The organism is Oligoflexus sp., assembly GCF_035712445.1.
Taxonomy (GTDB): domain Bacteria; phylum Bdellovibrionota_B; class Oligoflexia; order Oligoflexales; family Oligoflexaceae; genus Oligoflexus.
On the sequence record NZ_DASTAT010000068.1, the window covers coordinates 129,305 to 152,519 of the forward strand.

A 23,215-nucleotide genomic window follows, 5' to 3' on the forward strand; every position below is an offset into this window, starting at 1 on the left:
AAAATAAAGAGAACGGGGGTGACCGTGGTTCCCCCCCTATCCATTCTATAACATTTTCCAGTAAAGATAGCGGTAGGCTGCCTTGTACTGAATTCTATTGTCGTCATCACCGGGCAGCTTCCGCTGCAGCACGAACTCCAGGTTCTTCACCTGCCCGAAAACTTCGGCCTGTACCTTAACCCGATAGAGATCGGACCGAAATGTGAATTTTTTTGCAATATCGTCATTTTCCGAGCAGAACGTGGTCTTCAGGAGATCCTGGACCTGTTCGGTGCTCCCCGCCGGCCCGTTTTCATCAATCTTGGCCTTGTAGAGCGCGGATTTGTCTGCACAGTCTGTCGTGGATTTGGGGAAAAGACAGCCCAGGAATTCCCGCGACGCCGTGTTGAAATTGATCAGCACGGGATTAACCTTGCCCTGCTGGGGCAGGGGATAGATCGTCAGGTAGGGCGAGAAGATTGTATGCATGTCGACATCCCAGCCTGGGATGACCCGCAGCTCGTCCAGCGTATCATAGGGCGCATTCTTGGCCTTCATCTTGGGCACGCGATCCGCGTACACATCATCCTCGCTGCTCTTGCCGGAATCCTCGGATGGCCTTTCGTCCTGGTCCGCCCAGTCGCGGATATAGGCCACGATCTCCGGGGCATTGACCTTCTTCTTGTCGAGGAATTCCTTCTCGGCCGGACAGCTCATGAGGGCCCGCAGCATGGTCGTCTGCACGAGGCCGGGGTTGCCCGACAGCTGATTGATATTCAGTTTCGAGGACTCGTCGGTAATGTTCAGCGTGAAATGCCCATCGAAGAGTTTCAGGGCATCGAGCACCTCGCTATCGGCGATCTTGCTCAGATCGAAGGCTTCCTGCATCTGGCCCGCCATTTCCAGGGAATCGGCGCCGATGGGAATGCCATTGAGCATGAAGGAAAAATCCCCAGGACCATCGGTCGCATTTCCGGCGCCGCCGGTGGCTGCTCCCAGTTCCACCTGCCCCAGGTCAACGGCAAGGTCGGCCATCAGAAGGAAGGTGGCGAGGTTGGCTCCGGATTTGGCCACGTACTCGGCTTTCAGATTATTGCGGCTGCCGGATGCAAGCTCGGCATCGACGGCGGAATTGACGATCATATCCGCGCTGAACAGCGCCATCAGCGTGATCATGAACATCACGACGATCATGGCGATGCCGCGGTCCCTGGGACTTTTCGGTCCCTCGGACGGCGATTCGCCAACCGGAAAACCCAGAAAGGTATTCGGCATCGAGAATGGTCGTGTGAAGCGCGGCTTTTTCAATTCATATCCCATCGCAAGGTTTTCGAACGTTCCTTTATTTCCTTCATGTCCACGGCCAGCGGAATCGAAACCACAGTGCGCAGCGTCGTGGTCGGATCGTTTTCCCCGTACTGGCTGGTTTCATCCTCCAGTTCGTTCGTATAGGCCTCGACCTCGACCTTCACCATGCGCGGCAGCGTATCGCGGAAATCGGTTTTGCTGGAGTTCCACTCCGTTTCCCACTTCATTCCATCCCAGGGCTGAATGCGCAGGGATTTGATGTTCTTGGCCAGGATCACCATCGGGACGTCGTCTTCGAAGTTCGTGGGAATCGCCGATGTTTCCCCGCGGAAAAGATGAGGCCGCTGGTTATCCTTGTCTTTTTCAATCCGATACACGACGAAAGTCTGATCGGATTCATGAGCGCTGGCTATGCGCGGTTTATGGGTCAAGGTCGTGAGCTTCAGTTCGCTGTTATTGTCCCACTGCCTGATATAAAAAAGCGATTTGGTGGAACGGGTAATGGCCGCGCCCTGATACTCGGAGCGCTTATTGTTCAGAACAAATGCGTGCTGGATGTCTTCGGTGATTCTTTGCATCGCGATGGCGAGGCGGTGGTTGACCTTGGACCTTTGCGAAAGTTCCAGGCGCATGTCCACGCCATTGGTCAGTAGGCTGCTCGTGGCGATGGTCATAACCAGAAGAAGAGCGATCGAGATGATGATCTCAAGGAGGGTCATCCCGGATTCATCGCTGATCTTTAATCTTTTGTCCTGTCCCAATCGCACTGTGCATCCTGTTTTTGTCTTCGGTCATCAGTATCGCAGTTTTAGCATGAGAACCTGCTGAAACCTTAGGGTCCGGGTGCTCCGCCCGGGTTCGGCATGCCGCCGGGATTGGGGTTTCCGACTGGGGTCGGCGTCGCGGTCGGCGGCTGTGGGGGCCCTGAAATCAAGGTTCCATCCGCGGCGAGAATCGATCCATCGCGCCTGCGGACTGTTCCATCCGCACGGATACAACCTCCGCCATCCAGGGGCCGTCCGCCTTCACCATCGATCGAACCGCAGGTGGGGCTGGTCAGCGCCGCGTATTCCTTATTGGGATTCGCACCGGTCATTTTCTGAATCACGCCATCGAAGACGGATTTTTTCGAAATGAGATATTCATCCAGGGCTTTGGTGTTGGTCAGAAGATAGGTGAGGCTCACCTTATCCCGTCGGGCTCCATCGGGCCAGCTGACTTCCACATAAGCCACCTTCATGATGTGACCTTTGAAAATCTGATCGAGGATCGCATCCATACCGGGAATGCCAGCCGCAGCCGGATCCTTTTCCTCTTTGGTGGGATCGTTCTCGTCCTCTTTATCCTTCATGCCGCCGTTCAAAAGGAAGTCGAAGAGCGGGAACTTCCATTCCTTGATCTCGACGCTGTAGGTGTAATCAAAGTCGGTGTCCCGATCGAGGCCTTCGAACTTCCTGTCTTTCTCTGTCGTGGTGGTTTCAAGCTCTTTGAGATCCATGGTCTGATAATTATATTCGACCTGGGCCATGATGCGTTTGGCCAGCCAGATGGCATCGTTGGAACGTCGGGCGTAGTCAACCTTATTGACGATATTCCCCTGCCCTCCCGCCATTTCCAGGGCGAAGGCCATGAGCAAACCAACGGCGACGATCGTTTCAAAGATGGTGAAACTCAGCTCGCGGGGATTTTTATTAACGAGCTCTTTCATCACGGGTTATATCCACCTCTTTAAAGCCAGATGAGATTTCCGCCATTCCTTCGTAGGGCTCGGTCACAAGAGTATAAGTGCGCTCATCATAGCGGGTCTTGTCGTCCGGATCAGCGGGCGCGATATGAATGACGGCGCGTTCCACATAGCCTTGGGGAAAGAAATAAAGATAAGCGTAGGCTTCCTCGCCGAGTTCTTCACGCGTCTGCAGACGTCCATGGTGCTCGGCCTGCATGCTGCGGATCGCGAACTGCGGTCCGAGCTTCCTGACGCTCCATTCCGCATCTTCCACGGCCTTCCATTCGACGGGAGCGAGCTTGTCCTTGGCAGCCAGAAGCGGCGAGGTCGGCTTGATCACGCGCTCTTCTTCCGAGTCTTCCACTTCCTTGCCGGCCAGGAGTTTGTACTGCTCGAATTCCTCTTCGAAGACGGCTTTCCTGTCCTTGATTTCCTCGGGCGTGGGATCGCGATCCAACTTTTCGTCGCCCATATAGAAATCGTCGCGATCCGTGGTTTCCAGCCAATAATCACCGCTGCCAAAGGCAAAAACCAGCCGATGCGGCTTTCTGGTCAGTACAGTCGTATCATAGGCTGCGCGGATATCACCGGCGAGGGCCCCCAATTTCTGGGCGGCCTCGGTTTCTTCGGTCAGGGTAAAACTGGGTGCGGCCACTACGAACATCAAGGCCGCAAGGGCGATGACGATGATCATCTCCATCAGGCTGAACCCACCTTCCGCGTATGCGGAGGGGTGGTTTACAGGGCCAGAAGGTCCGCCTTCGCAGCCCTTCACTGTCACGCGCCAAAGGCGCGAAGGTTCGCGCCTCTTCGCTTGTGTCATAGCTCCGTTTCCCAGACCTTTAGGTTCATGATAGGATCAATTCCCGCTTATTCGCTTTTTTCGCCGCCAGCTTTAGCTGCCTCGGGTGGGTAAACGACATCATCGTCCGTCCCTTCCGTTCCATCCGCGCCGACGCTGATGATCTTGAAATTCTTGGGACCGCTGGACTCGTAACGGTAAGGCTGACCCCATGGATCGTTGATCTGGTTGGGTTCCACGAAAGGACCGCCCCAGTTCTTCGCCGTCGCAGGCTGCTCAACCAAAGCCTGCAGACCTTCTTCCGTTGTGGGATAACGGGAGTTTCTGAGGCGGTACATATCGAGCGAGTTCTTCAACGAGCCCATGCTGACGGCTGCCAAATCTTTCTTTGCATCGTCGCTTTTGTCGAGCAAACGGCTGACAAGCACAGCCATGATCGTACTCATAAGGGCGATAACGATCAGGATCTCGATAATGGTCATGCCGCGTTCACCTTCACCGATAGGGCCAAAGGGTCGCTGCAACACTCGTTTCAGACGCTTCAGTATCATCACATTGTCTCCTTCCAAAAAACGTTTCCACTTTGATAGCATTTTTGACGGCCAAGCCCAACTGCTACTTGATCTGCTTCATAATGTCCATCATAGGCATGATCATACCGACGATCACGCTGACGGCGATCACCATCAGGAACATCATCATGATCGGCTCGATCAGAGTGACCAACTTGGAGATCTTGCGCTCCACTTCCGCATCGTAGGCTTTGGCTACGTGGGCCAGCATGGTCACCATCTCGCCGGTCTTTTCACCGGTCGCGATCATGTGAGTCACCAGCCCGGGGAATACTCCACTTTTGTTAATAGTGGATGCCAGGCTGTTCCCTTCCTGCACTTCGACCTTGGCCTGCTCCAGAACCTCGGTCAGGATCGTGTTGTTCACGACGTTCTTCGTAATATCCAGAGCCGGAATGATCGGCACACCTGACGAAAGCAGCGTCGAGAGGGTTTTGGTGAAGCGAGAGACCGCAAGCATCAAAAATACCGGCCCGAGGATCGGCGCTGTGATAAGCCAGTGGTCAAACTTGCGTCGACCCTTGGGAGTGTTCAGCCAGCTACGGCCGAAGATGATTCCAAGCAAAAACAGGACGGGCGGCACGAACCAATAATTCCGCAAAAAGCCTGAAAAATTGATGAGGACTTCGGTGTACCAGGGCACAGTTACCTTCATGCTCTGGAAAACCTTGCTTAATTTCGGGACGATAACGATCAAAAGAAAAACCACGATGCCCAGTGAGGCGAAAATCATGATGGACGGATAAACCATCGCCTGCACAATTTTACCGCGCACCTGGACCTGGTATTCCATGAAGTCAGCGAGGCGTTCGAGCACAAGGCCCAGAGCACCCGAGGATTCTCCGGCCTTGACCATATTTACATATAACTTATTGAAAACATTTGGAAAAGCTGCGGAAGCTTCGGCCAGAGACTTGCCTTCGGACACCGAGTCCTTCACCGAGGACAGGGTATTGCGGAGCGCATCGTTATCAACCTGACTCACCAATGCCTTCAGCGATTCGTCCACCGGAACATAAGCGTTCTGAAGCGTGGCGAACTGACGAACCATCACCGAAAGGTCTTCGAGGCTCACACCACGCTGCGTGAGACTACTCATCCCGGTCTTTTTGATGTTTGAGGCTTTTTCCTCTTTGATCTCGGCAACGATGATCTTCTGTCTTTGCCGCAGAGTGGCGCGAGCCGCGCGCTCGGAGTCGGCATCAATGCGACCTTTGACGTTGGCGCCACTGGCCGCATCGTAGCCTTTGTAACTATACATCGGCATTCAGGTTTACCCCTTTTCTATGACGCCACTCATTTCGATTTCGAGTTCGTCCGTCTGGGTTTTCCTCACCGCCTCATCCAGAGAGGTGTCACCGGTGACGACCTTATGCAAGGCAGCGTCACGCAGAGTAATCATGCCTTTATCCACGGCGCGCTTTTTGATGGTCTTGGCATCCTGAGTCGCCATGATCAGCGTGCGCATTTCCTCGTCGAAGACCATCAGCTCGTAAACACCGATACGCCCATGATAACCGATCCCGAAGCAGCGGTCACAGCCGTGGCCGGCTCGGAAGATCTGGCGACCTTTGAGGTCCTCGCGCTTGATCCCGATCTGATGCAGTTCAACATCGCTCGGGTCATAGGCTTCGCGGCAATTCTGACAAAGACGACGCAAAAGGCGGGTGGCCACGATTCCCAGTACGGCCGAGGACAGCTGGAAGGGCTGCACCCCGAAGTCGAGGAAACGGGTCACGGTCGACGCCGTATCGTTGGTGTGAAGGGTGGAAAGCACAAGGTGACCCGTAATGGATGCCTGGACCGCGATGCGGGCCGTCTCCGAATCACGGATCTCACCGATCATGATCACGTCCGGATCCTGACGCAAGATAGCGCGCAGGCCCGAGGCGAAGGTCATCCCGATCTTGTCCTTCACTTCGATCTGACCCACGCCCGAGACCTGGTATTCGACCGGGTCTTCGATGGTCAGGATATTGATATCGCTCGTGTTGATATGCATGAGGCACGCATAAAGGAGAGTCGATTTACCGGAACCTGTGGGACCGGTCACCAGAACAATCCCGTGCTTCTGTTCGATCAGGTTGCCGAGCGCATCATAGGTGCGTTTTTCCAGACCCATCTGATCGAGGCGCTTGCCGCCCGAGGACTTATCGAGAAGACGCATTACAATACGTTCACCAAAGGCCACGGGGATGACCGAGAGACGAACGTCGATGTCCTTGCCCGCGACCTTGATCGAAATACGACCGTCCTGGGGCACGCGTTTTTCAGCGATATCGAGCTTGCCGATAACTTTGATACGCGAGGCCAGGGAACCGGCGTGGCGTTTTTGAATCTGGGTTTTATCCTGGAGCATACCGTCGATACGGAAGCGCACCAGAACCTCGTTTTCCAGGGGTTCGATGTGAATATCCGAGGCGCGTTCCTTGACCGCACGGGCCAGAAGACTGTTCACAAGGCGGATGATAGGCTTTTCATCATCGGATGATTCCAAAAGGTCGCGCGTTTCATCCAGATCGCCTTCATCACCCACGTCCCCGACGTTCAGTTCGTCGAGCACCTTCTGCGAGGCATCATTCGCGCGTTCGAACACGCGGTTGATACTGTTCTCGATCACCGAAGGAGGGCTGACGATCATGTTGATATTGGTCGAAAGAATCAGGCGCAAATCATCCAAAGGATGAATGTTCAAAGGATCCGCGACCACCACCGTGACGTTGAAGTCATCGCGGGCGATCGGCAGGATCTTGTTATCCCGACAGAACTGGATCGGAATGTTATCGACCAGCATGGGGTCGATATCATTGATCGGCAGACGGTCGTAGTAGGGAAGATCCAGCTGAATGGCCAGAGCCTTCAGCATGTCCTCTTCACTGACGAAATTGTTGGCGACGAGGACCTCACCAAGTTTTTTGGTGCTACCCTCTTCGTTCTGCTCACGCAGCGCTTCCTGCAGCTGTTTTTCCGTGATCGTCTTGGACTCGACCAGGATCTGGCCGAGTGTTTTATGCTGCAGACTGCGAAAATCCACGGAAGGCAGACGGGTCCACTTGGGGGCTGCCTCAGACTTCTTAGCTGTATTGTCCGTATCCGTCATCGAGCCACTTCCTTCATTTCGCAGGCCGAGTCCATATCACTGAGGCGGTTCCATGGGTTCCGGCATATCCATGGGCTCCGGTGTGGGAACGGGAACCGGTGGCGGCGGCGGCGGTGGTGGTGGCGGCACATCGTTGCCTCCATCCATACCTCCTCCTGGTCCACCCATCATCGGAGTCTCATCGAATCCACCCGTCGGCATAGGCACCGTGGTGGGATCTTCCGGACGCTCGCCCAGTTCAGGCTTGCCCGCTGGTTTTTCTTCCAATTCGCCCCTATCTTCCTGCTGCTGACGCCGCAGAAGTTCCTGCTCACGCTCTTCGCGGGCATCGTTGGCATCGGGATGATAACGACCGGCGTCACGGGCAGGCAGGGCTTTGATGAATTCATCATCTTCATCCGAACCGAAGGCTTTCGCCATCAGGTCGTCGCGTTCCTGAACCTTCTTATCATAGATGGCCGCAAGGTCATTGGCACCGTAAACGATATGCGGCGTCAGGAAAATCATCAGACTCGTGGTTTCCTTCTTCAGCGTGCTGTTGCGGAACAGCCAGCCGAGGATGGGAATGTCACCGAGCAGAGGGATCTTCTGATAGATCTCGGCTTCGCGGCGTTTCACAAGGCCCGAGATCACAGCGGTCTGACCATTTTTCACGGTCACGAGCTGCGAGGTCTGGCGCTTGTTGATGTTGGGCAAATTCGTGTTCGGGTTCAGTCCGCCTTCGCTGGCTTCCAGATCCAGCTTCAGCGTCACGTAGTTTCCTGTGTGGCTGATGTTCGGCTTGAGTTCGAGGCTCAGGTCCGCATCCTCTTTTTCCACTTTTTCAATCGCACCGACACCGATGGCGGCCGATTGCGTTGCGGTTTTATAGAAGATCTTGTCGCCGACCACGATCTTCGCGACTTCGTTGTTCGAGGTCAGAAGGTGCGGCGAGGACAGAACGCGGGTGTTGCCGTCGGATTTCAGCATGGTGATCAGACCGGCAGGAGTCACCGAACCGATACCAGGAATCTCAATGGGCTGACCGGCGAGGACGCCGATCGTAAAGTCCTTGCTCAGAGCGCTCGCGACACCGGCTTTGGTCGTCGTATCAAGGGCTGCGTTGGCGCCACCGGCATTGGTGATCGACGAGGCCGCGACGATAGGCGTCACGCCCTGGCCCTGCCAGCCATAGGATTGAATGCTCTTGCCGCTTTTGCTGCCGAGCAAGATCGAAGTGCCGAAGCTGAAATCGTCCGAAAGATTCACATCCAGGATATCGGCTTCCACATAGACCTGAGGCCGGCGACGATCGAGCTTGCGGACGATCGAGTTGATCGCATCATAAGCCGCGCGGGAGCCGGTGATCAGAAGGGAGTTCGAACTTTCATCAGCGGTGATCTTCACGTTGTCGCCCAGTTCGGCGACAGGGGCAGGACCCGACGGAGTGTTCATCCGTCCGCTGTTATTCTGTCCAATCGTCCGCACGGGCGAGCTGATGGGAGTCCGGCGGCTTCCTGTTGCCGATCCTTGAGCCAAAGAGGAAAGGGTTGTGGCCACTTTCTTCGCATCGGCATAGTCAAGGAAGCGGACGCGGATAGCCGCCTGGTTGGCGGGATCCTCCACCGGGAAGTCGAATTTTTTGACCAGATCCTTCACATCCTGAATGGTGCGAGGCGGTCCAAAGATCACAACCGAATTCGAACGTTCGTCCACGCTGACTTTAAAAGTCGCGCCACCGGCCTGACCACCGCGTTTGCTGGTTTCAGAAACCTGCAGAATCTCCTGGACCTTTTGCGAAATGGCTTTGGCGTCACCGTAACGAATAGGAACCAGAGCCACCTTGGGCTGCTGACCCGCGACATCCAAAAGCTCGACGATCTGAAGGATACGGCGCACCTTGTAGCCCGTATCACTGATGATCAGGGTGTTGGTCGGCTGATAGGCGATCATGGAGTTGGTCGATACGAGCTGCGACAGAGTCTGCTGAATCTGTTTCGCGTCGATGTATTTCAGCGGAACGATCTGCGTGATCAGCTTATCCGTGCGCGGTGCCCAGGTCGTCCCCTGATAAATATGCAGGTTGCCCTTGAGTGCGTTGCGTGTCGGCAGAATCTTGATGACCTTGCCGGTTTCCACAGTGGTGTAGCCGAGAACGTTCAAAGCCGAAAGAAAGGCCTGATAGGCTTCATCTTTCGTGACTTTCTTCGGCGAAATCATCTGCACTTTGCCGCTGACGCCTTTGCCGATAATCACGTTCTTACCGGTCCAGAGCGCAACCGCGCGGATGATGTCCTTGATTTCTGTCGGTTCAGGAAAGTCGATGCTTACGAGCTCCTGGCCTTCCGGTACGTTTTCCGCGCCGGGGGTCTTCGCTCCTGGCTGACCAAAGGCAGGGCCAGAGGGCAGTCGAGGGCTATCGCTCGGTCCTTCCGGTTCGTCCGGCATGGATTCTTCCGGCATCGGCGGAGGGTTATCGTCCTGAGCCATCAAGGCTTTCCCGGCCCCGAGACTCAAAATAACCGCTGTTGTCAGTTGTCGTAAGCGAATCACACTCTATCTCCCCATAGTGTGAGCAGGCAGCCTTCCAAGACTTGGCAAACTAGCCTCCCCGCTACTTTATTTCAACGTTTTGTATGCAAGGCGTCTTGCCGCCCTTCAGGTACTCAACGCGAATCTGCTTATCCGCTTGCAGCGATTCGTATACGGCGAAACCTTTTTCCGGTTGCGCCATACTTGTGCCGTTCACGGCCGTAATCACATCACCGCTGCCCAGATGGACCTGCGTCCAAAGCGATCCGCCTTTGACACCGATCAACTTAAAGCCAACCATCACGTTGTCGCGGTGATACGGCACGAGACGCCCTTGTTCCAGGATCTTGGAGAAACCGGGTCCCAGGGATTCCTCGACAAAGCTGCTCTGCAGAGTCACGGTCGTCGTGGCACAATCACCCGATTGACCGGAATCAGCGGCAGACGCCATGCTGGGAACGGCTGAGGCAGCGGGCAAGACAGGTGATGCATCAGGCTTGCCCGCAGTGAGCAAGGAGTTGATTTCCAAGCACTCCTTGACACCATTATTGTTGAGCACAACCTTGCCCTCTTCGATCGCATAGATCAGCGCGGCTTCGTTGCCGATGATGCGCTCCCCTGCACGATAGATGTCAGCTATAGTATAACCCTTTTCCTGAATGGTCGCCAAAGAGGTCTCGGCGCTGCCGGTGTGGATAATACCCAAAAGCTCGACATTCACGGTTGGTTTCTGACACTTGTCATTCGGGTTGAAAGTGGCGGCAGCGCTGCCTTCCGCACTGGGGTCGGCCTCTTCAGGAACGGCGCCTGTGCTGTTGAAGATATTGCGAGCCAGAATCACCTTACGCAGATCTCTGTAGTTGGTATCCTTGCTGAGACGCGGGCGATCCACTTCCTGCCTCGGTTTGAACCTATGCTGCATCGCAGCGCCTGAGAGGAACATAAGGCTCACGGCAGAAAGGATGGAGGCACAAATATAGGCGGCGAAGAGAACGGCAAGGCTCCGCCAGGCAATGTCGAGAACGAGGCGATTCAGGTCCTCGTACGACCGCCAGTAGCCAAGCACTTTGTCTTTCAAAGCCAGAATCTGCATGCCTGCGTCCCTATTGAATCTGAATCGTCATGTTTTGCGTGCTTCCATTGCGATTCAAGCGAACTTCGATTTCCTTTTCACTGCGCAGCTGATTCAGAAGGCGAATGGCCCCCGCGGCATCACGCAGCGGAATGCCGTTGATCTCTTCCACGATATCATTGTTCTGGAATCCGGCTTTCTCGTAGACGGAGTTCTCACGAATACGCGTCAGGCGGAAACCTTTCAATTCCCCACCGACCATATTGGGTTCGGCCTTGGCATCCTGCAGCACCTTGGTGAGCATCTCAGGGGCCAAAATATTGCGTTTGAATTCATCCGTCAGCTTGATGTTCATGCCTTTACGCTCGAAACCCTCTTCCTGATAGGCATCAGGCGGTGGCTTCGACGCCAGGCGATCGAGGGCCGTTCCCACGGCTCCCGGACGTCCGCCCTGGCCTTTGCGTTTGGGCGTCGGCATCACGAACTTTTCGAGCTCGACATACTCACGGCCGGTGTTGCGCTCCAGGATCACGCGGTCGTCGTAGATTTCCACGAGTTTGGCATCATCCTGAATGGTTTCCCCGACCATATAGCTGCTGGTGCGTTTCTTCTGAGTGTTTTCGATCATCGCGAGACCGTTGAACGGATCGCCGGCAAAGATCACGCCGGTCAGCTTCAGAGGCAGATCCGATTTCACAAGCTTGTCCGAACGTGTTCCGGATTTGGCAGGACCGTCAATAGCATCCCCCATCTTCCCTTCGCTATTGAAAATATTTCGCTCAAGGATGATGGTCTGATCCGCTTTGCTGACCTTTTTCTGATCGAGCTTCAGACTCTCAGTGCTGACACGGGTTTTGGGACGTGGGGTTTTGCCGACGGGCAAAAACACGAAGGACATGTAGAGTGAAAGTCCGCTGGCAATGATAAATGCAGCGGCGAGCAGGGCTAAAACCCACTTGAGCGAAAAGCGGCGCAGGAACCGGACGAACCGGAGCAGCTGTTTGCGATCGATCGAGACCAAGACCCTTTCCATACCCACCCTGAGCACGTTGCAATTGTGCTTTCTACCAAACGCCCCATGAAGGGGAGCTAAGCAACGCAGGCTCCCCCAATGACGACAAATGCGCAGGCTCTTTCCTAACGCATCTTTCGGCTATTCGCCTAGTCCTGCATGAGGATTTTTTTTCGTGTCGGCCTTGGAGGCATGGCAATAAAGAAGCCAAAATCACGCATTCTCAGGGGCTTCGCTGGCCAGAAGAAGGTTCTTAATAAACTGTGCGCAGGTCCCAGCCGTGGCGAAACTTATGGTCATGGCATAGTCGGCCTGCCGATATCTATCGACCCTGCGCTGTTCCATCTGGCTCAAACGCTCTTCCAGATAGGCCTGGCGCTGCTGACGATCGGGAATTTCTTTCGCCGCGATCAGCATGGGTCTTTTTTCCAGCTCTTCGGGTCTCTGCAAAAGACGATAGACCACTTCCGACATGGGCGTGGCCAGCCAGATAGTGGGTCCGAGTCGACGCATGAGTTCCATATTCTCTTCGCGTTCCACCGCACCGGCGCCGGGAATGATGATGTGATTCAAAATCCCGCCGATGGCTTCCAGCGCTTCGGTTTCCATTTGGCGAAAAGCTTCTTCCCCCTCCTGGGCGAAGATGTCTTCAATGCGGCGTCCCTGTTTCTTTTCGATCCAGTCGTCCAGGTCCAAAACGCCAAACCCTATGAGCCGCGCGAGCTGATACGCAACGGTGGTTTTGCCGCTCGCTGTCGCGCCGACCACGACTAAATTTGGGAATTGCTTGCGATTGAGCGTGGGGTATTCGAGGACTTTTTTCAAGATCAGTTATCCGCTATAGATGGTTCCGTATCATTCTTTCTAACATTGCTGGCCCGCTGGGTGAAGGGGATTTATGTACATATCAGTCCAAAAGCAGGATTCTGTTCTCACCTGGACGATTCGCCGCCCGGATCGCTTGAATGCCTTGGGTCCCATCATCGGCGCGGAGCTTTTGGAACTCGTGATGCAGCTGGAGCAGGAGCTGGAACCCTTCCGAACGGACCCTGCCATCGAAGAGCCGCCCTATCGTGGGCTGATCCTGCGTGCAGACCCGGTTCGGCGGGGCCAGAATCCACCCATATGGATTGCAGGCGGTGATCTGAAAGAACTTGCGCAGCTGTCATCACCCGCTGATGGACGGGCCTACGCTGCGGAATGGGCGCAAATCGGCCTTATTTTGCAGGGTCTGCCGATTCCCGTGATCGCCGCGATTCAGGGCGCAGCGATCGGAGGCGGCGCAGAGCTGGCTCTGGCGGCTGACGTGCGACTCGCGACCGCAGAGAGTTCACTGCACTTCAAACAGCTGGAAGTCGGTCTTGCGACGGGCTATGCCAGCTGTCAGCGTCTTGTGACTCTAGTGGGTCAGGCCCGTGCGACTGATCTTCTGCTCCGCTGTCGCCGACTTTCCGCGAGCGAAGCGCAAAGTTTGGGACTCATCAATGACCTTGCCGCCGATGACACGGAACTTGAGACGCTCCTCACAAGCGTCATGCACGATTTCAAGCGCCTGTCACCGCGAAGCCTGATGATCCAAAAACACATGCTCCAGGGCCCCTTTGTCGATAAAAAACCACAATGGGCCGATCGCGAACTGGACCTTTTCCAGCAGCTCTGGATGCACCCGGCGCATGAAAGATTTCTGCGAAAATTTATGGGGAATTGAACAGAGTCGCGAGTTTTCCTGGCACACAGGGGATGCGGGCATTTAAATTCACGAGGAAACGCGAGGCCGCAGCCTTGGGCCAAAGGCGGCTCATCTCAGAAATTTCCAGAACGGGAAGCCCCTTCAGCTGCGATGGGGCGGCCCAGGTCGTCATATTCAGATTCTGACAGTAACGCTTCCATTGCGGCTTAAGGTCCGCGGGATAATCCACGGCGATAAAATTGGTCTGCGGAAATGCAAGGCGCAATCCCAAAAGGACCAGCGCATGCGTGGGATCAGTCTCCCATCCCTGCAGCCGTAAGGCGCTCGGCTGCAGCGCCCATCGTTCCCGAAAGGCCCTCGCGAGGCTTTTTTTCCAGGCTAAAACTTCATGCTCCCGCAGCCAGTCCGCAAAGCCTTCCGCACGCTGTTCAGCAGGAAGAGGAGCTTCCGTACCTGGCAGAACGCAGGCCGTCACCGCACCATCCACCGCATAAAACTCAGGCCCATCGTACCAAAGATCGGCAACCCAGCCGCGAAAGCCTTTATAGTAAATTTTTCCAGGAGGAAGATCCGGGAAGGAAGGCAGCTGGCCCCACGGGAGTTTCCCGGCCAGAGCCAGTGTTCCATCCGCCGTTTCACAGGCCCAGAAGGAAGCCAGGCGAAACACAGGATACGGGGCCTCAGGAGCCCCGTTTTCAGGAAAGGTCCAGATCATACGTTGAAGCGGAATTCCATGACATCGCCGTCTTTCACGACGTAATCACGGCCTTCCTGGCGAATCAGACCCTGATCTTTGAGCTTGGCGCGTGCGCCGACCTTCACCAGGTCCGGGATCACATAAACTTCAGCACAGATGAATCCACGCTCAAAGTCCGAGTGAATCACGCCCGCCGCGGCTGGCGCCTTATCACCCTTGTGAATCGTCCAGGCGCGGATCTCTTTTTCACCGGCGGTGAAGTAAGTCTGCAGACCGAGAAGGCTATAACCCGCGCGGATCAGACGGTTCAGACCAGGCTCGGTCATGCCGAAGTCCTTGATCATTTCCATCTTCTCTTCCAGCGAGAGCTGGCTCAGCTCTTCTTCGATCTTGCCACAGATGATGACGCATTCAGCTTTTTCCGCAGCCGCGTGTGCCTTCACCTTTTTGGTGAACTCATTGTCCTGCGAACCATCAGCCAGGGATTCTTCCACGTTGCACACATAAAGAACGCTTTTCGCGGTGATCAGATGCAGCTCTTCGTAAGCCTTCTGCACAGCAGGTTCATCACCCACAAAATCAGCCAGGGGGAAAACGCGCGCAGGCTTCAGCTCGTTCAACTGGTTTTGAAGAGCCGTCAGCATCTCCGCGATCTTCACGATATCTTTTTTGCCCGTTTTCAAAAGCTTCTGATAACGGCTATTGGCATTCTCAACCGTGGCCATATCCGCAAGGACCAGCTCGGTGTTGATGATCTCGATATCCCGGATCGGATCCACACCGCCCTCGACGTGCGTGATGTCGCTGTCGTCAAAGCAGCGAACCACGTGGGCGATGGCGTTGGTGCTCTTGATGTGACCCAGGAACTGGTTGCCGAGGCCCTCACCTTTGGAGGCGCCGCGCACGAGCCCGGCGATATCGACGAATTCCATGCTGGCAGGCACGATGCGCTGGGCTTTTACATACTTGTCGAGTTCCTGAAGGCGCGGATCCGGAACATCCACCCGGCCCACGTTCGGATCGATCGTACAAAACGGATAGTTGGCCGAAGCCGCACCCGCCGACGTCAAAGCATTGAAAATAGTCGACTTGCCGACGTTAGGCAGACCAACGATACCGCATTTAAAACCCATGGCTCTTAGCTCCGCATATTGATGAATTGCAGCGGCAGACCGATCTCGGTCGCGGCGCGCAATGTTCTGATCGTCTCCTGCAGATCGTCGATGCTTTTGCCCGTGACCCGGACCTGCTCGTCCTGGATCGCCGCCTGCACCTTGATCTTCGAATCTTTGATCAGTTTGACAATTTTCTTGGCTTCTTCCTTATCAATCCCGTTCTTGAGCGTAACTTCCTGGCGCAAAGCATTGCCCGAGCCTTCGATCTGCTTGCCGTAATCCAGCGTGCGCAGATCCACCGAGCGCTTGACCAATTTTTGCTCCAGAAGCTGATGGATGGCCCGAAGTTTCAGCTCGTCATCCGCCAGGATCTTGATCTTTTTTTCCGTTTTATCAAATTCGATCGTCGACTTGCTGCCGCGGAAATCAAAGCGGGTCGAAATCTCTTTCACCGTTTGGTTTACGGCGTTGTCGACTTCCTGAAGATTGACTTCGTTGACGATGTCGAAAGAAGGCATATTCAGCAACTCCTAAAAAAGGGACTTCCCACAAACAGTCGATTTCTTTAACCTAAAGGATTATGCCAAGGAACAGAAGAATCATTGCATCCGCCAGTTGCGTCGTTTTAGCATATACGACTGCGATCCCCTGTCTTTTTGCCGAGAAAAATCAGGTAAAACTGGCTCTTCCTATGAAACCCTCCCAGGAGCGCGAAGATTACCAGGAGTGCGTGACCTCGGTCATTAAAAAATACCAGGGTCCGGGCTCGGTAAAAAAGAACAAGAAGCTCCAATATGGCCTGGCTGCCTGCAAGGATCGCTATCCGGCCGTCTCCATTATGATCGACTGCAAAAAAGAGATGGCCGCTGCCTATCGCGAGGATCATGACGCGCTGAAAGCCGCTCTGATCGAGTGCAAGAGCGAATACAGCAAGTACACCTTCAACCCCAAAAATCCGGTGCCCTTCGTTCTGCGGGGGGAGCAGGTCTTTTTCGCCGGCGCGGGTTTGAATCGCAGTCACCCCATCCGGGCCCAGGAGGACGAGGATCCGACCAACGGCCTTTATATGAGCGATAACTTCGGCAACTTTTCCTGCACCTCGCTCTATAAAACCATGTTCCGCGAGCTGCAGCCGGAGTACCTGCTCTTTGGCAACGATCCCTTCGTCTACACGCCTCTGCGTCACGCCAAGCGCGAGGAATTCCTGAAATCCGTAGGCCTCGCGGGCGCCTTGAATAAGCCGAAAACCATGCTTCTTTCGATGCATCGCGATTTCGGCGAGCTCCATTACGAGCCTTCGACCCAGGAAACCGTGAATTACTTTCCGATGAGTTACTGCAACTTCGATCGCAAACTCGGACCTATTTTCGAAGGCATGAAGATCTATTACCTGGTCGATCGTATCAGCACCCAGGTGACGCCCTACTTCGGCACGGCCTTCTATCGCGATGACAGCAAGATTCCGGTGAAAGACCTCGCCGAGCAGATCCGCACCCTGCTCGGCAATCAGTATAAACTCTTCAATCCCAGACCCGGCGTCACCTTGATCTCGCAGGTGGAACCGTCGGCCTTCGACAAGGAAGGCGATCCGAAGAACGTGTGTCAAAGCGGCCAACAGTCACCCTATATGGCCGTGATCAACGAGCGCGAGTCCACGGGTATGGCGTCTTACACTTTGCTCGCGAATATCAGTAACCTCTGCCGCTATGGCGACAAAATCTCCTCCCGCTTTCTGAAAAAAGGTCCCTGAGACACGATCAACCTGCTATGATACCCGCCGTCGCGGCCAAACCGCCTATTTTCTGAATTTCACAGCGGATCCCATCTATGAGCGTCGAAGTCGCCAAGCAACGCATTCTGCAAAGAGTGCCGCTCGCTACATTGATCGGCGAAACAGTCGCGCTGACCACACGTAGCGGCCGGCAGGTCGGCCTTTGTCCCTTTCACGGGGAAAAGTCGCCGAGCTTTACCATTTTCGATGATCACTACTTCTGCTTCGGCTGTCGCGCCCGTGGCGACGCCATCACCTTTGTCCGGGAAATGCAGGGGCTTTCCTTTCTGGAATCCCTCCGTTATCTCGCCGAGAAATTCGGCATTGATGTCCCGGAATTGGAGCATCCCACGCACGATCGCGCGGCTCGCCAGATGGAGTCCAACCTTTATAAGATCTGTGCGGAAAGCCTGAGCTTTTTCCGTGAACGCCTGCTGGCATCGAACGGAACCTTTGCCCTTCAGTATCTCGAAAGCCGGGGTTTCACGCCGGAATTCATCGAGAAGCATCAGTTCGGCCTGAGTCCGCAGGAACCGCAGTTTCTGGTCAATCACCTTCTGCGCAAGGGCTTCGCGATCAAGGACATGATCACGGCTTCGGTGGCGAACAGCTCGCAGTACGATAACAAGGCCTACGATTTCTTCAACCATCGCCTCATGATTCCGATCTTCGATATGCATGGCCGGGCGATTGCTTTCGGCGGCCGCTGCTTCGGTGATGAGCAGCCGAAATACAAAAACAGCCGGGAAACACCGCTCTTTGATAAGTCGCAGGTCCTTTACGGCCTGCATCTCGCGAAGGAACCGATTCGCCGCGATCGTCGGGCGATCGTATGCGAAGGATACATGGATGTCCTTCAGCTCTGGCAGGCGGGCATTCCGCATGCCGTCGCCTGTCTCGGCACGGCTTTGACCATCCATCACCTGCGTCGGCTCGCAGCGCTCACGCCGCGCGTTTATCTTATTTTTGATGGCGATCGCGCGGGTCGCGCGGCCACCTTGCGCACAGTGTCCCTGGCTCTGGAAGTGCCTCAAACTGAATTCAAGGTCGTGGTCCTTCCCGAGGAGCATGATCCCGATACCTTTGTGAAAGAGTACGGCGTGGCCGGCATGGAACAGCAGCTGCAAGGCGCGCAAAACCTTTTGGAATTTGCGATCCAGGCGCGTCTCATGGAAACGCATGACCTCGGCGTTCCGGATCTGATCAATAAGGAATTCATTCCCTGGCTGCAGTCGGTGGATGATCCCGTGCGGCGTCAGTATCTTTTGGTGCGCATTGCTGAACTCACCGGAGTACCGGCTGCCGACCTTGAAGAAAAGGTGAAGCCGGACACAGCGGTCAAACGCGTGGCCCCATCGCGGGTGGAGGCTCCGGCTCCCGAAGCTCCCCGACCCAAGGTGCAGGAACTGAAAGGCGCGGAACTTTCCTTCATGGGCCATCTTTTCTTTTCACGTCCGGGTGAAATAGATCTGGATACGACCGAGCAGATGCTGAAAACGCAGCTTGAACTCGATGAACTCTGGCTCGATTTCGCGCTGGAATTATCGAAGGCTCTGCGGCGTAATCTGGTGCCGTCCGAACTCAACAAATCGCACTGGACCTCGCTTGTGATTCCAGAAGCGCTGACGCTGATCGAGAGGCTGGAACGCGACGCTCCTCTTTACATCACGACGGCCCGTCAGCAGCAGATGGAAAAGCTGGCCAAGGAAGTACGTCGCAAAGCACTGAAAGAAAGCCTCGCGCGTCTGAAGCAGAACCTGATGCGCGGTACGGCTGAAGAGCAGCGGGAAATTCTTGCTGCCGTGGCCCGCATAACGAAAGAACTTAACGCCGCAGCTGTGAATAGCGGCACCAATCCATAGGCAAGGGTTTCGGATGAATGATGTAATGTATGCAGGTTTTGGCCGCCGTTTGCTGGCGGTCTGCATCGATCACCTCCTCTTTGGAGCGATGATCGCATGCGTGGGCTTCGTGCTGCTGTTTCCAGCTTTGCTCCTCGGCTTCATGTCGATGTTCAGCATGGCGACGATCACGATTTTCACCCTCCTTCTGTGGATGGGTATCATGACCCTTCTGGTCGGCGCGCACTGGCTTTATTATGCAGGTTTTGAGGCCTCTTCGCTGCAGGCTACGCCGGGCAAACTGGCCATGGGGCTGAGGGTCTGTGATGAGCAGCTTCAGCGGTTGACTCTGCGTCGTTCCACCATTCGTTATCTCAGCCACTTTTTATCAACTGTTCTGTTTTATTTTGGATATTTGATTTCCTTTTTTACGACGAGAAGGCAAACTCTCCATGATTTGATCAGTGACAGCCTGGTCGTACGTTGGGAAAGTCTGCCGAAAGTACTTACAAAAGCGTCAGACAGCGTTCCGCAGCTGGTGCCGGAGGCTAAACCGGAGTTGGCTTAAAAGTGCAGGAAAGGGTGTCAGAGGAACTGTTTACAGTCACAATGTCACATAGAAGCGTTCGGGCGAAGGTTAATTTCCCTTAAATTTCAGCTGCGCTCTGCACATGCAGAAAGACTGCAGCGAAAGTATAAGTCAGGAAAGTTAAAAACTTTTTGCCCGCAACGCCGCTTGCATTTTTGGCTAGCGGTATTTATAACTATAGATTAAACGTGCTGTTCAACCCGCACGCCTTCTAGTTTAGCAAGCCACATCGACACATCAACAGCTGCGGAGAATCTTTCTACGTATGGCTATTAAGAAAAAAACCGCCACAAAGGCCAAAGAGTCTGGGAAAGCAAAAGCAGTGAAAAAGACGACTGCCAAGAAGAAACCAGCAACGAAGGCCAAGAAAGCTACGGCCGCGAAGAAAACATCTGCGGCTGATGAAGCTGAATTGTCTGCGGTGCCTGGCAAGAAGAAGTCCGCCAGTAAAAAAGGCGGCGATAAGAAAGCTTCGGACAAGGCCCATGACGATGCCGACCTTGAGCTGATGGATGATGAAGATGATGACGAGCTGCTGGACGGAGATGATGACATCGACATCCTTCCGGATGACGAGGAAGAATTTGATGAAGCCAAAGCAGCTCCTGTTGAGGATTTCGACGAACTCCCCAGCAAGCCCAATAAAAAAGAGATCAGCAGCAAGCTGATTAACAAACTGAACGGCATTTATCAGAAGAAGGGATCTTTGACCTTCCGTGATGTGGATGCTGCCGTTCTGGATGAAGATGCTGGTCCCGAAGTGATCCAATCGGTTTTGAGCGAGCTTAAAACCCGTGGAATCAATGTTCAGGATACGGCTCAGGATGAATTCAACGACATCAAGATCGCCGGCGCCACCAAAGGCGAAGACGATATCCTGATGACCGATGATTTGGATTTCGCCGCCACCGACGAACTCGGCATTGATGACGACATCGACCTCGATGTGGAAATCGATGTTGAAGTCGATACGGAAGTGGATGTCGATGCTGCTCCGGACATCGAGAAAAAAGACGCCAAGGCCACCGAGGACTTCGGCAAGTCCAACGACCCCGTGCGTATTTACCTGCGCAAGATGGGGAGCGTGGCGCTTCTGTCCCGCGAGGGCGAAGTTGTTATCGCGAAGAAGATCGAAGCCGAAGAGAACCGGATCCTGGAACAAATCCTGAAGCTCGCCATCGGTCGTGACACGATCGTCGATGCGGCTCGCAAGTTTGTGTCCGGTGAAATCCGGATGAAGGGCTTCATCAAGGGTTTCGATGATGATGAGGCCTCTTCCAACGAGGAAGCGCATTCCGATAAGCTGCGGAAGGTGACCGAGGTCTTCCTTCAGGAGTACGACAGGTTCGAAAGACTCCTGACCGAAGGCGGCGTGACTCAGGCCAAGCCTGCTGCCAAAGGCAAGGCCAAGGATCCCCTGCAGACCCAGAGCGATAAGATCTTTGATATTCTGAAAGAGCTGAATATCAACAGAAAGCTTCTGACCAGCGTCATAGATCGTCTGGCTCAGCATGCCAACGTTCTGCGTGAAGCGGATCAGGACATCGGTTATTACGCCAAGCGTATGCAAACGACGCGCGATAACCTTGTCGATCATGTCAGCAAAAATCCCGGCGTGCCTTTGAACAACGCCACCGATCGGGAATGGCAGCGCGTGGTTCGCAACGTGTCCGCGGCGATTGAAAATGTCGATCGCGTGCGCGGCGAATCGAACATGCATCCGGCTGATCTGATCGAGAACTACCGTGCTCTGCATTCGATGCAGCAAGCGGCGGAATCGGCGAAGAAGGAGTTGGTGGAAGCCAACCTTCGTCTCGTTGTTTCGATTGCCAAGAAATACACCAACCGCGGTCTGCAGTTCCTGGATTTGATCCAGGAGGGCAACATCGGTTTGATGAAGGCCGTTGAGAAATTCGAATACCGCCGTGGTTATAAGTTTTCAACTTATGCCACCTGGTGGATTCGTCAGGCCATCACCCGTGCCATCGCCGATCAGGCTCGTACGATTCGTATTCCGGTCCACATGATCGAGACGATCAACAAGCTGATCCGCACCAGCCGTTACCTCGTCCAGGAGATGGGCCGCGAGCCCACACCGGAAGAGATCGCAGCTCGTATGGATATGTCGGTCGACAAGGTGCGCAAGGTCCTGAAAATCGCCATTGAGCCCATCTCCCTTGAAACCCCGATCGGTGAAGAGGAAGACAACCACATTGGTGATTTCCTGGAAGACAAGACCCAGTCGTCCCCTTCCGAATCTGTCATCGCTGGCAGTCTGGAAGAGCAGACCCTGAAGGCCCTCGCAACGCTGACGCCGCGTGAGGAAAAGGTTCTGCGTATGCGTTTTGGTATCGGTGAAAAGTCTGACCATACTCTTGAAGAGGTAGGCCAGAACTTCGACGTAACCCGCGAGCGGATTCGTCAGATCGAAGCCAAGGCCCTGCGTAAACTTCGCCATCCTTCGCGCAGCAAAAAACTGCGGGCCTTCATAGAAAGCTAAAGCAGCGCCCCAGGTTTCTGTTTACCGACCTGGGGCTTTCTGTTACTTATTTCGTCATTCCTCATGGGTCCATAGCTCAGTTGGTTAGAGCAGCGGTCTCATAAACCGCTGGTCCCCCGTTCAAGTCGGGGTGGACCCACCATTTCTCTTCAAAAGAAAAATCCCATAACAGACAATAGATATATGCCCGCTTGCAGCGGCCCCACTGGACAGGGTAGCCCGCTAACGCGGGCTAAGTCGGGCTCTCCCCGAATCGTAGTGGGTCCGACCCTGAATCTCTCTACCGGCACATATTTAAAACCCTGAGTCGATAATTTTTGAAACGCCTATATCCGGCTCTCCCCGAATCGTAGTGGGTCCGACCCTGAATCTCTCTACCGGCACATATTTAAAACCCTGAGTCGATAATTTTGGCTCTCCCCGAATCGTAGTGGGTCCGACCCTGAATCTCTCTACCGGCACATATTTAAAACCCTGAGTCGATAATTTTTGAAACGCCTATATCCAAATAGATCTACTCGGCGAGACCGTGTCACAGCTCTTCACCCGAATCCCCGAAACTTTCCGTCAGTCCCGTCCCGCGTTCCCGTCACCAGCGCACTTTTGCGGCCTGAGACGGAAGAGTGGATCCTTGCGTCTAAATTTTGAGCTGCACAATCCTCCTTATGGACCTGCTTTGTCTCGCGGATTCGCCGTCCATCACCCGCCAGCTGAATTCAGGGCGCACCATGGCCCTCCGGATTCAGCGCCGGCTCCATTTTTGTTCCATAGCTCAGCTGGGTTCGGATCTATTCGGTTGTCAAAGATCAAGGTGGTTTTCCTCGCGGGACCTGGAACCCATAACCCAACATGAGTCTTATGTTCATAAGACAACGGTTCACCTCCTTTTCATAGCGACTGGGGAATATGACAATGGTCTGCCTTGCCCTT

Annotated in this window: 19 protein-coding genes and 1 tRNA gene; 6 read left to right on the forward strand and 14 right to left on the reverse strand. The window is 54.6% G+C overall.

The genetic code is table 11. From position 1 onward, the window contains the following. Positions 1-45: 45 nt before the first annotated feature. The 11 genes from VFO10_RS15040 to VFO10_RS15090 form a co-directional block, all read right to left on the reverse strand. Positions 46-1,287: a hypothetical protein gene (locus VFO10_RS15040; RefSeq protein WP_325141548.1), complete on the reverse strand. Its 1,242-nt coding sequence runs from the start codon at positions 1,285-1,287 to the stop codon at positions 46-48. Next, positions 1,284-2,054, reverse strand: coding sequence for a type II secretion system protein (locus VFO10_RS15045; protein WP_325141550.1), 771 nt, complete (start codon positions 2,052-2,054; stop codon positions 1,284-1,286). The genes VFO10_RS15040 and VFO10_RS15045 overlap by 4 nt, the downstream gene beginning before the upstream one ends. A 65-nt stretch (positions 2,055-2,119) precedes the next feature. Then, the gene (locus VFO10_RS15050; RefSeq protein ID WP_325141551.1) at positions 2,120-2,995 is read right to left on the reverse strand and encodes a hypothetical protein; all 876 of its coding nucleotides are present in this window, start codon (positions 2,993-2,995) and stop codon (positions 2,120-2,122) included. Further along, positions 2,979-3,836, reverse strand: a complete 858-nt coding sequence (locus VFO10_RS15055) for a prepilin-type N-terminal cleavage/methylation domain-containing protein (protein WP_325141553.1) — start codon at positions 3,834-3,836, stop codon at positions 2,979-2,981. The genes VFO10_RS15050 and VFO10_RS15055 overlap by 17 nt, the downstream gene beginning before the upstream one ends. Before the next feature lie 47 nt (positions 3,837-3,883). Continuing rightward, a complete protein-coding gene (gene gspG, locus VFO10_RS15060) occupies positions 3,884-4,366 on the reverse strand; it encodes a type II secretion system major pseudopilin GspG (RefSeq protein ID WP_325141581.1) in 483 nt (160 codons plus the stop codon). 64 nt (positions 4,367-4,430) lie between these two features. Then, entirely contained in the window at positions 4,431-5,654 is a 1,224-nt protein-coding gene (locus tag VFO10_RS15065) for a type II secretion system F family protein (RefSeq protein WP_325141554.1), read from the reverse strand. Positions 5,655-5,660: 6 nt separating this feature from the next. Continuing rightward, complete coding sequence (gene gspE, locus VFO10_RS15070) at positions 5,661-7,487, reverse strand: type II secretion system ATPase GspE (RefSeq protein WP_325141556.1); 1,827 nt, start codon at positions 7,485-7,487, stop codon at positions 5,661-5,663. A 36-nt stretch (positions 7,488-7,523) separates the two neighbouring features. Next, entirely contained in the window at positions 7,524-10,019 is a 2,496-nt protein-coding gene (gene gspD, locus VFO10_RS15075) for a type II secretion system secretin GspD (protein ID WP_325141558.1), read from the reverse strand. 61 nt (positions 10,020-10,080) lie between these two features. Further along, positions 10,081-11,091, reverse strand: coding sequence for a type II secretion system protein N (locus tag VFO10_RS15080; RefSeq protein ID WP_325141560.1), 1,011 nt, complete (start codon positions 11,089-11,091; stop codon positions 10,081-10,083). Positions 11,092-11,101: 10 nt separating this feature from the next. Beyond that, complete coding sequence (gene gspC / locus VFO10_RS15085; RefSeq protein WP_325141562.1) at positions 11,102-12,103, reverse strand: type II secretion system protein GspC; 1,002 nt, start codon at positions 12,101-12,103, stop codon at positions 11,102-11,104. A 192-nt stretch (positions 12,104-12,295) separates the two neighbouring features. Beyond that, a complete protein-coding gene (locus VFO10_RS15090; protein ID WP_325141563.1) occupies positions 12,296-12,907 on the reverse strand; it encodes a shikimate kinase in 612 nt (203 codons plus the stop codon). Positions 12,908-12,980: 73 nt separating this feature from the next. Here VFO10_RS15090 and VFO10_RS15095 point away from each other — a divergent pair, with 73 nt between their 5' ends. After that, entirely contained in the window at positions 12,981-13,790 is an 810-nt protein-coding gene (locus tag VFO10_RS15095) for an enoyl-CoA hydratase/isomerase family protein (protein WP_325141565.1), read from the forward strand. Here VFO10_RS15095 and VFO10_RS15100 read toward each other — a convergent pair. From VFO10_RS15100 to VFO10_RS15110, 3 genes are read right to left on the reverse strand one after another with little or no spacing between them, the layout of a single operon-like run. Beyond that, a complete protein-coding gene (locus tag VFO10_RS15100) occupies positions 13,777-14,487 on the reverse strand; it encodes a hypothetical protein (RefSeq protein ID WP_325141566.1) in 711 nt (236 codons plus the stop codon). The genes VFO10_RS15095 and VFO10_RS15100 overlap by 14 nt on opposite strands. Next, complete coding sequence (ychF, locus tag VFO10_RS15105; protein ID WP_325141568.1) at positions 14,484-15,602, reverse strand: redox-regulated ATPase YchF; 1,119 nt, start codon at positions 15,600-15,602, stop codon at positions 14,484-14,486. Before ychF ends, VFO10_RS15100 begins: the two co-directional genes overlap by 4 nt. A 5-nt stretch (positions 15,603-15,607) precedes the next feature. Beyond that, a complete protein-coding gene (locus VFO10_RS15110; protein ID WP_325141570.1) occupies positions 15,608-16,102 on the reverse strand; it encodes a YajQ family cyclic di-GMP-binding protein in 495 nt (164 codons plus the stop codon). A gap of 173 nt (positions 16,103-16,275) precedes the next feature. Between VFO10_RS15110 and VFO10_RS15115 the strand changes: the two genes are divergently transcribed. From VFO10_RS15115 to VFO10_RS15135, 5 genes are all read left to right on the forward strand, one after another. Further along, positions 16,276-17,334: a hypothetical protein gene (locus VFO10_RS15115; protein ID WP_325141572.1), complete on the forward strand. Its 1,059-nt coding sequence runs from the start codon at positions 16,276-16,278 to the stop codon at positions 17,332-17,334. Positions 17,335-17,411: 77 nt separating this feature from the next. Further along, on the forward strand, positions 17,412-19,217 hold the full coding sequence (gene dnaG / locus VFO10_RS15120) for a DNA primase (protein WP_325141573.1): 1,806 nt from the start codon (positions 17,412-17,414) through the stop codon (positions 19,215-19,217). 13 nt (positions 19,218-19,230) lie between these two features. After that, complete coding sequence (locus VFO10_RS15125; RefSeq protein WP_325141575.1) at positions 19,231-19,764, forward strand: RDD family protein; 534 nt, start codon at positions 19,231-19,233, stop codon at positions 19,762-19,764. Between the two features lie 529 nt (positions 19,765-20,293). Beyond that, positions 20,294-22,285, forward strand: coding sequence for an RNA polymerase sigma factor RpoD (rpoD, locus tag VFO10_RS15130; RefSeq protein ID WP_414697035.1), 1,992 nt, complete (start codon positions 20,294-20,296; stop codon positions 22,283-22,285). 65 nt (positions 22,286-22,350) lie between these two features. Then, a tRNA-Ile gene (locus VFO10_RS15135) sits at positions 22,351-22,427 on the forward strand. Positions 22,428-23,215: the final 788 nt, after the last annotated feature.

Excerpts from the sequence above, each read along its gene's own strand:
- dnaG (WP_325141573.1), top strand. The coding sequence starts at position 17,412 with ATGAGCGTCGAAGTCGCCAAGCAACGCATTCTGCAAAGAGTGCCGCTC.
- VFO10_RS15100 (WP_325141566.1), bottom strand. The coding sequence starts at position 14,487 with ATGATCTGGACCTTTCCTGAAAACGGGGCTCCTGAGGCCCCGTATCCT.
- ychF (WP_325141568.1), bottom strand. The coding sequence starts at position 15,602 with ATGGGTTTTAAATGCGGTATCGTTGGTCTGCCTAACGTCGGCAAGTCG.
- gspC (WP_325141562.1), bottom strand. The coding sequence starts at position 12,103 with ATGGAAAGGGTCTTGGTCTCGATCGATCGCAAACAGCTGCTCCGGTTC.
- VFO10_RS15050 (WP_325141551.1), bottom strand. The coding sequence starts at position 2,995 with ATGAAAGAGCTCGTTAATAAAAATCCCCGCGAGCTGAGTTTCACCATC.
- VFO10_RS15110 (WP_325141570.1), bottom strand. The coding sequence starts at position 16,102 with ATGCCTTCTTTCGACATCGTCAACGAAGTCAATCTTCAGGAAGTCGAC.
- VFO10_RS15095 (WP_325141565.1), top strand. The coding sequence starts at position 12,981 with ATGTACATATCAGTCCAAAAGCAGGATTCTGTTCTCACCTGGACGATT.
- VFO10_RS15055 (WP_325141553.1), bottom strand. The coding sequence starts at position 3,836 with ATGACACAAGCGAAGAGGCGCGAACCTTCGCGCCTTTGGCGCGTGACA.
- gspG (WP_325141581.1), bottom strand. The coding sequence starts at position 4,366 with ATGATACTGAAGCGTCTGAAACGAGTGTTGCAGCGACCCTTTGGCCCT.
- gspE (WP_325141556.1), bottom strand. The coding sequence starts at position 7,487 with ATGACGGATACGGACAATACAGCTAAGAAGTCTGAGGCAGCCCCCAAG.
- VFO10_RS15065 (WP_325141554.1), bottom strand. The coding sequence starts at position 5,654 with ATGCCGATGTATAGTTACAAAGGCTACGATGCGGCCAGTGGCGCCAAC.
- rpoD (WP_414697035.1), top strand. The coding sequence starts at position 20,294 with ATGGATGATGAAGATGATGACGAGCTGCTGGACGGAGATGATGACATC.
- VFO10_RS15125 (WP_325141575.1), top strand. The coding sequence starts at position 19,231 with ATGAATGATGTAATGTATGCAGGTTTTGGCCGCCGTTTGCTGGCGGTC.
- VFO10_RS15115 (WP_325141572.1), top strand. The coding sequence starts at position 16,276 with ATGAAACCCTCCCAGGAGCGCGAAGATTACCAGGAGTGCGTGACCTCG.
- VFO10_RS15080 (WP_325141560.1), bottom strand. The coding sequence starts at position 11,091 with ATGCAGATTCTGGCTTTGAAAGACAAAGTGCTTGGCTACTGGCGGTCG.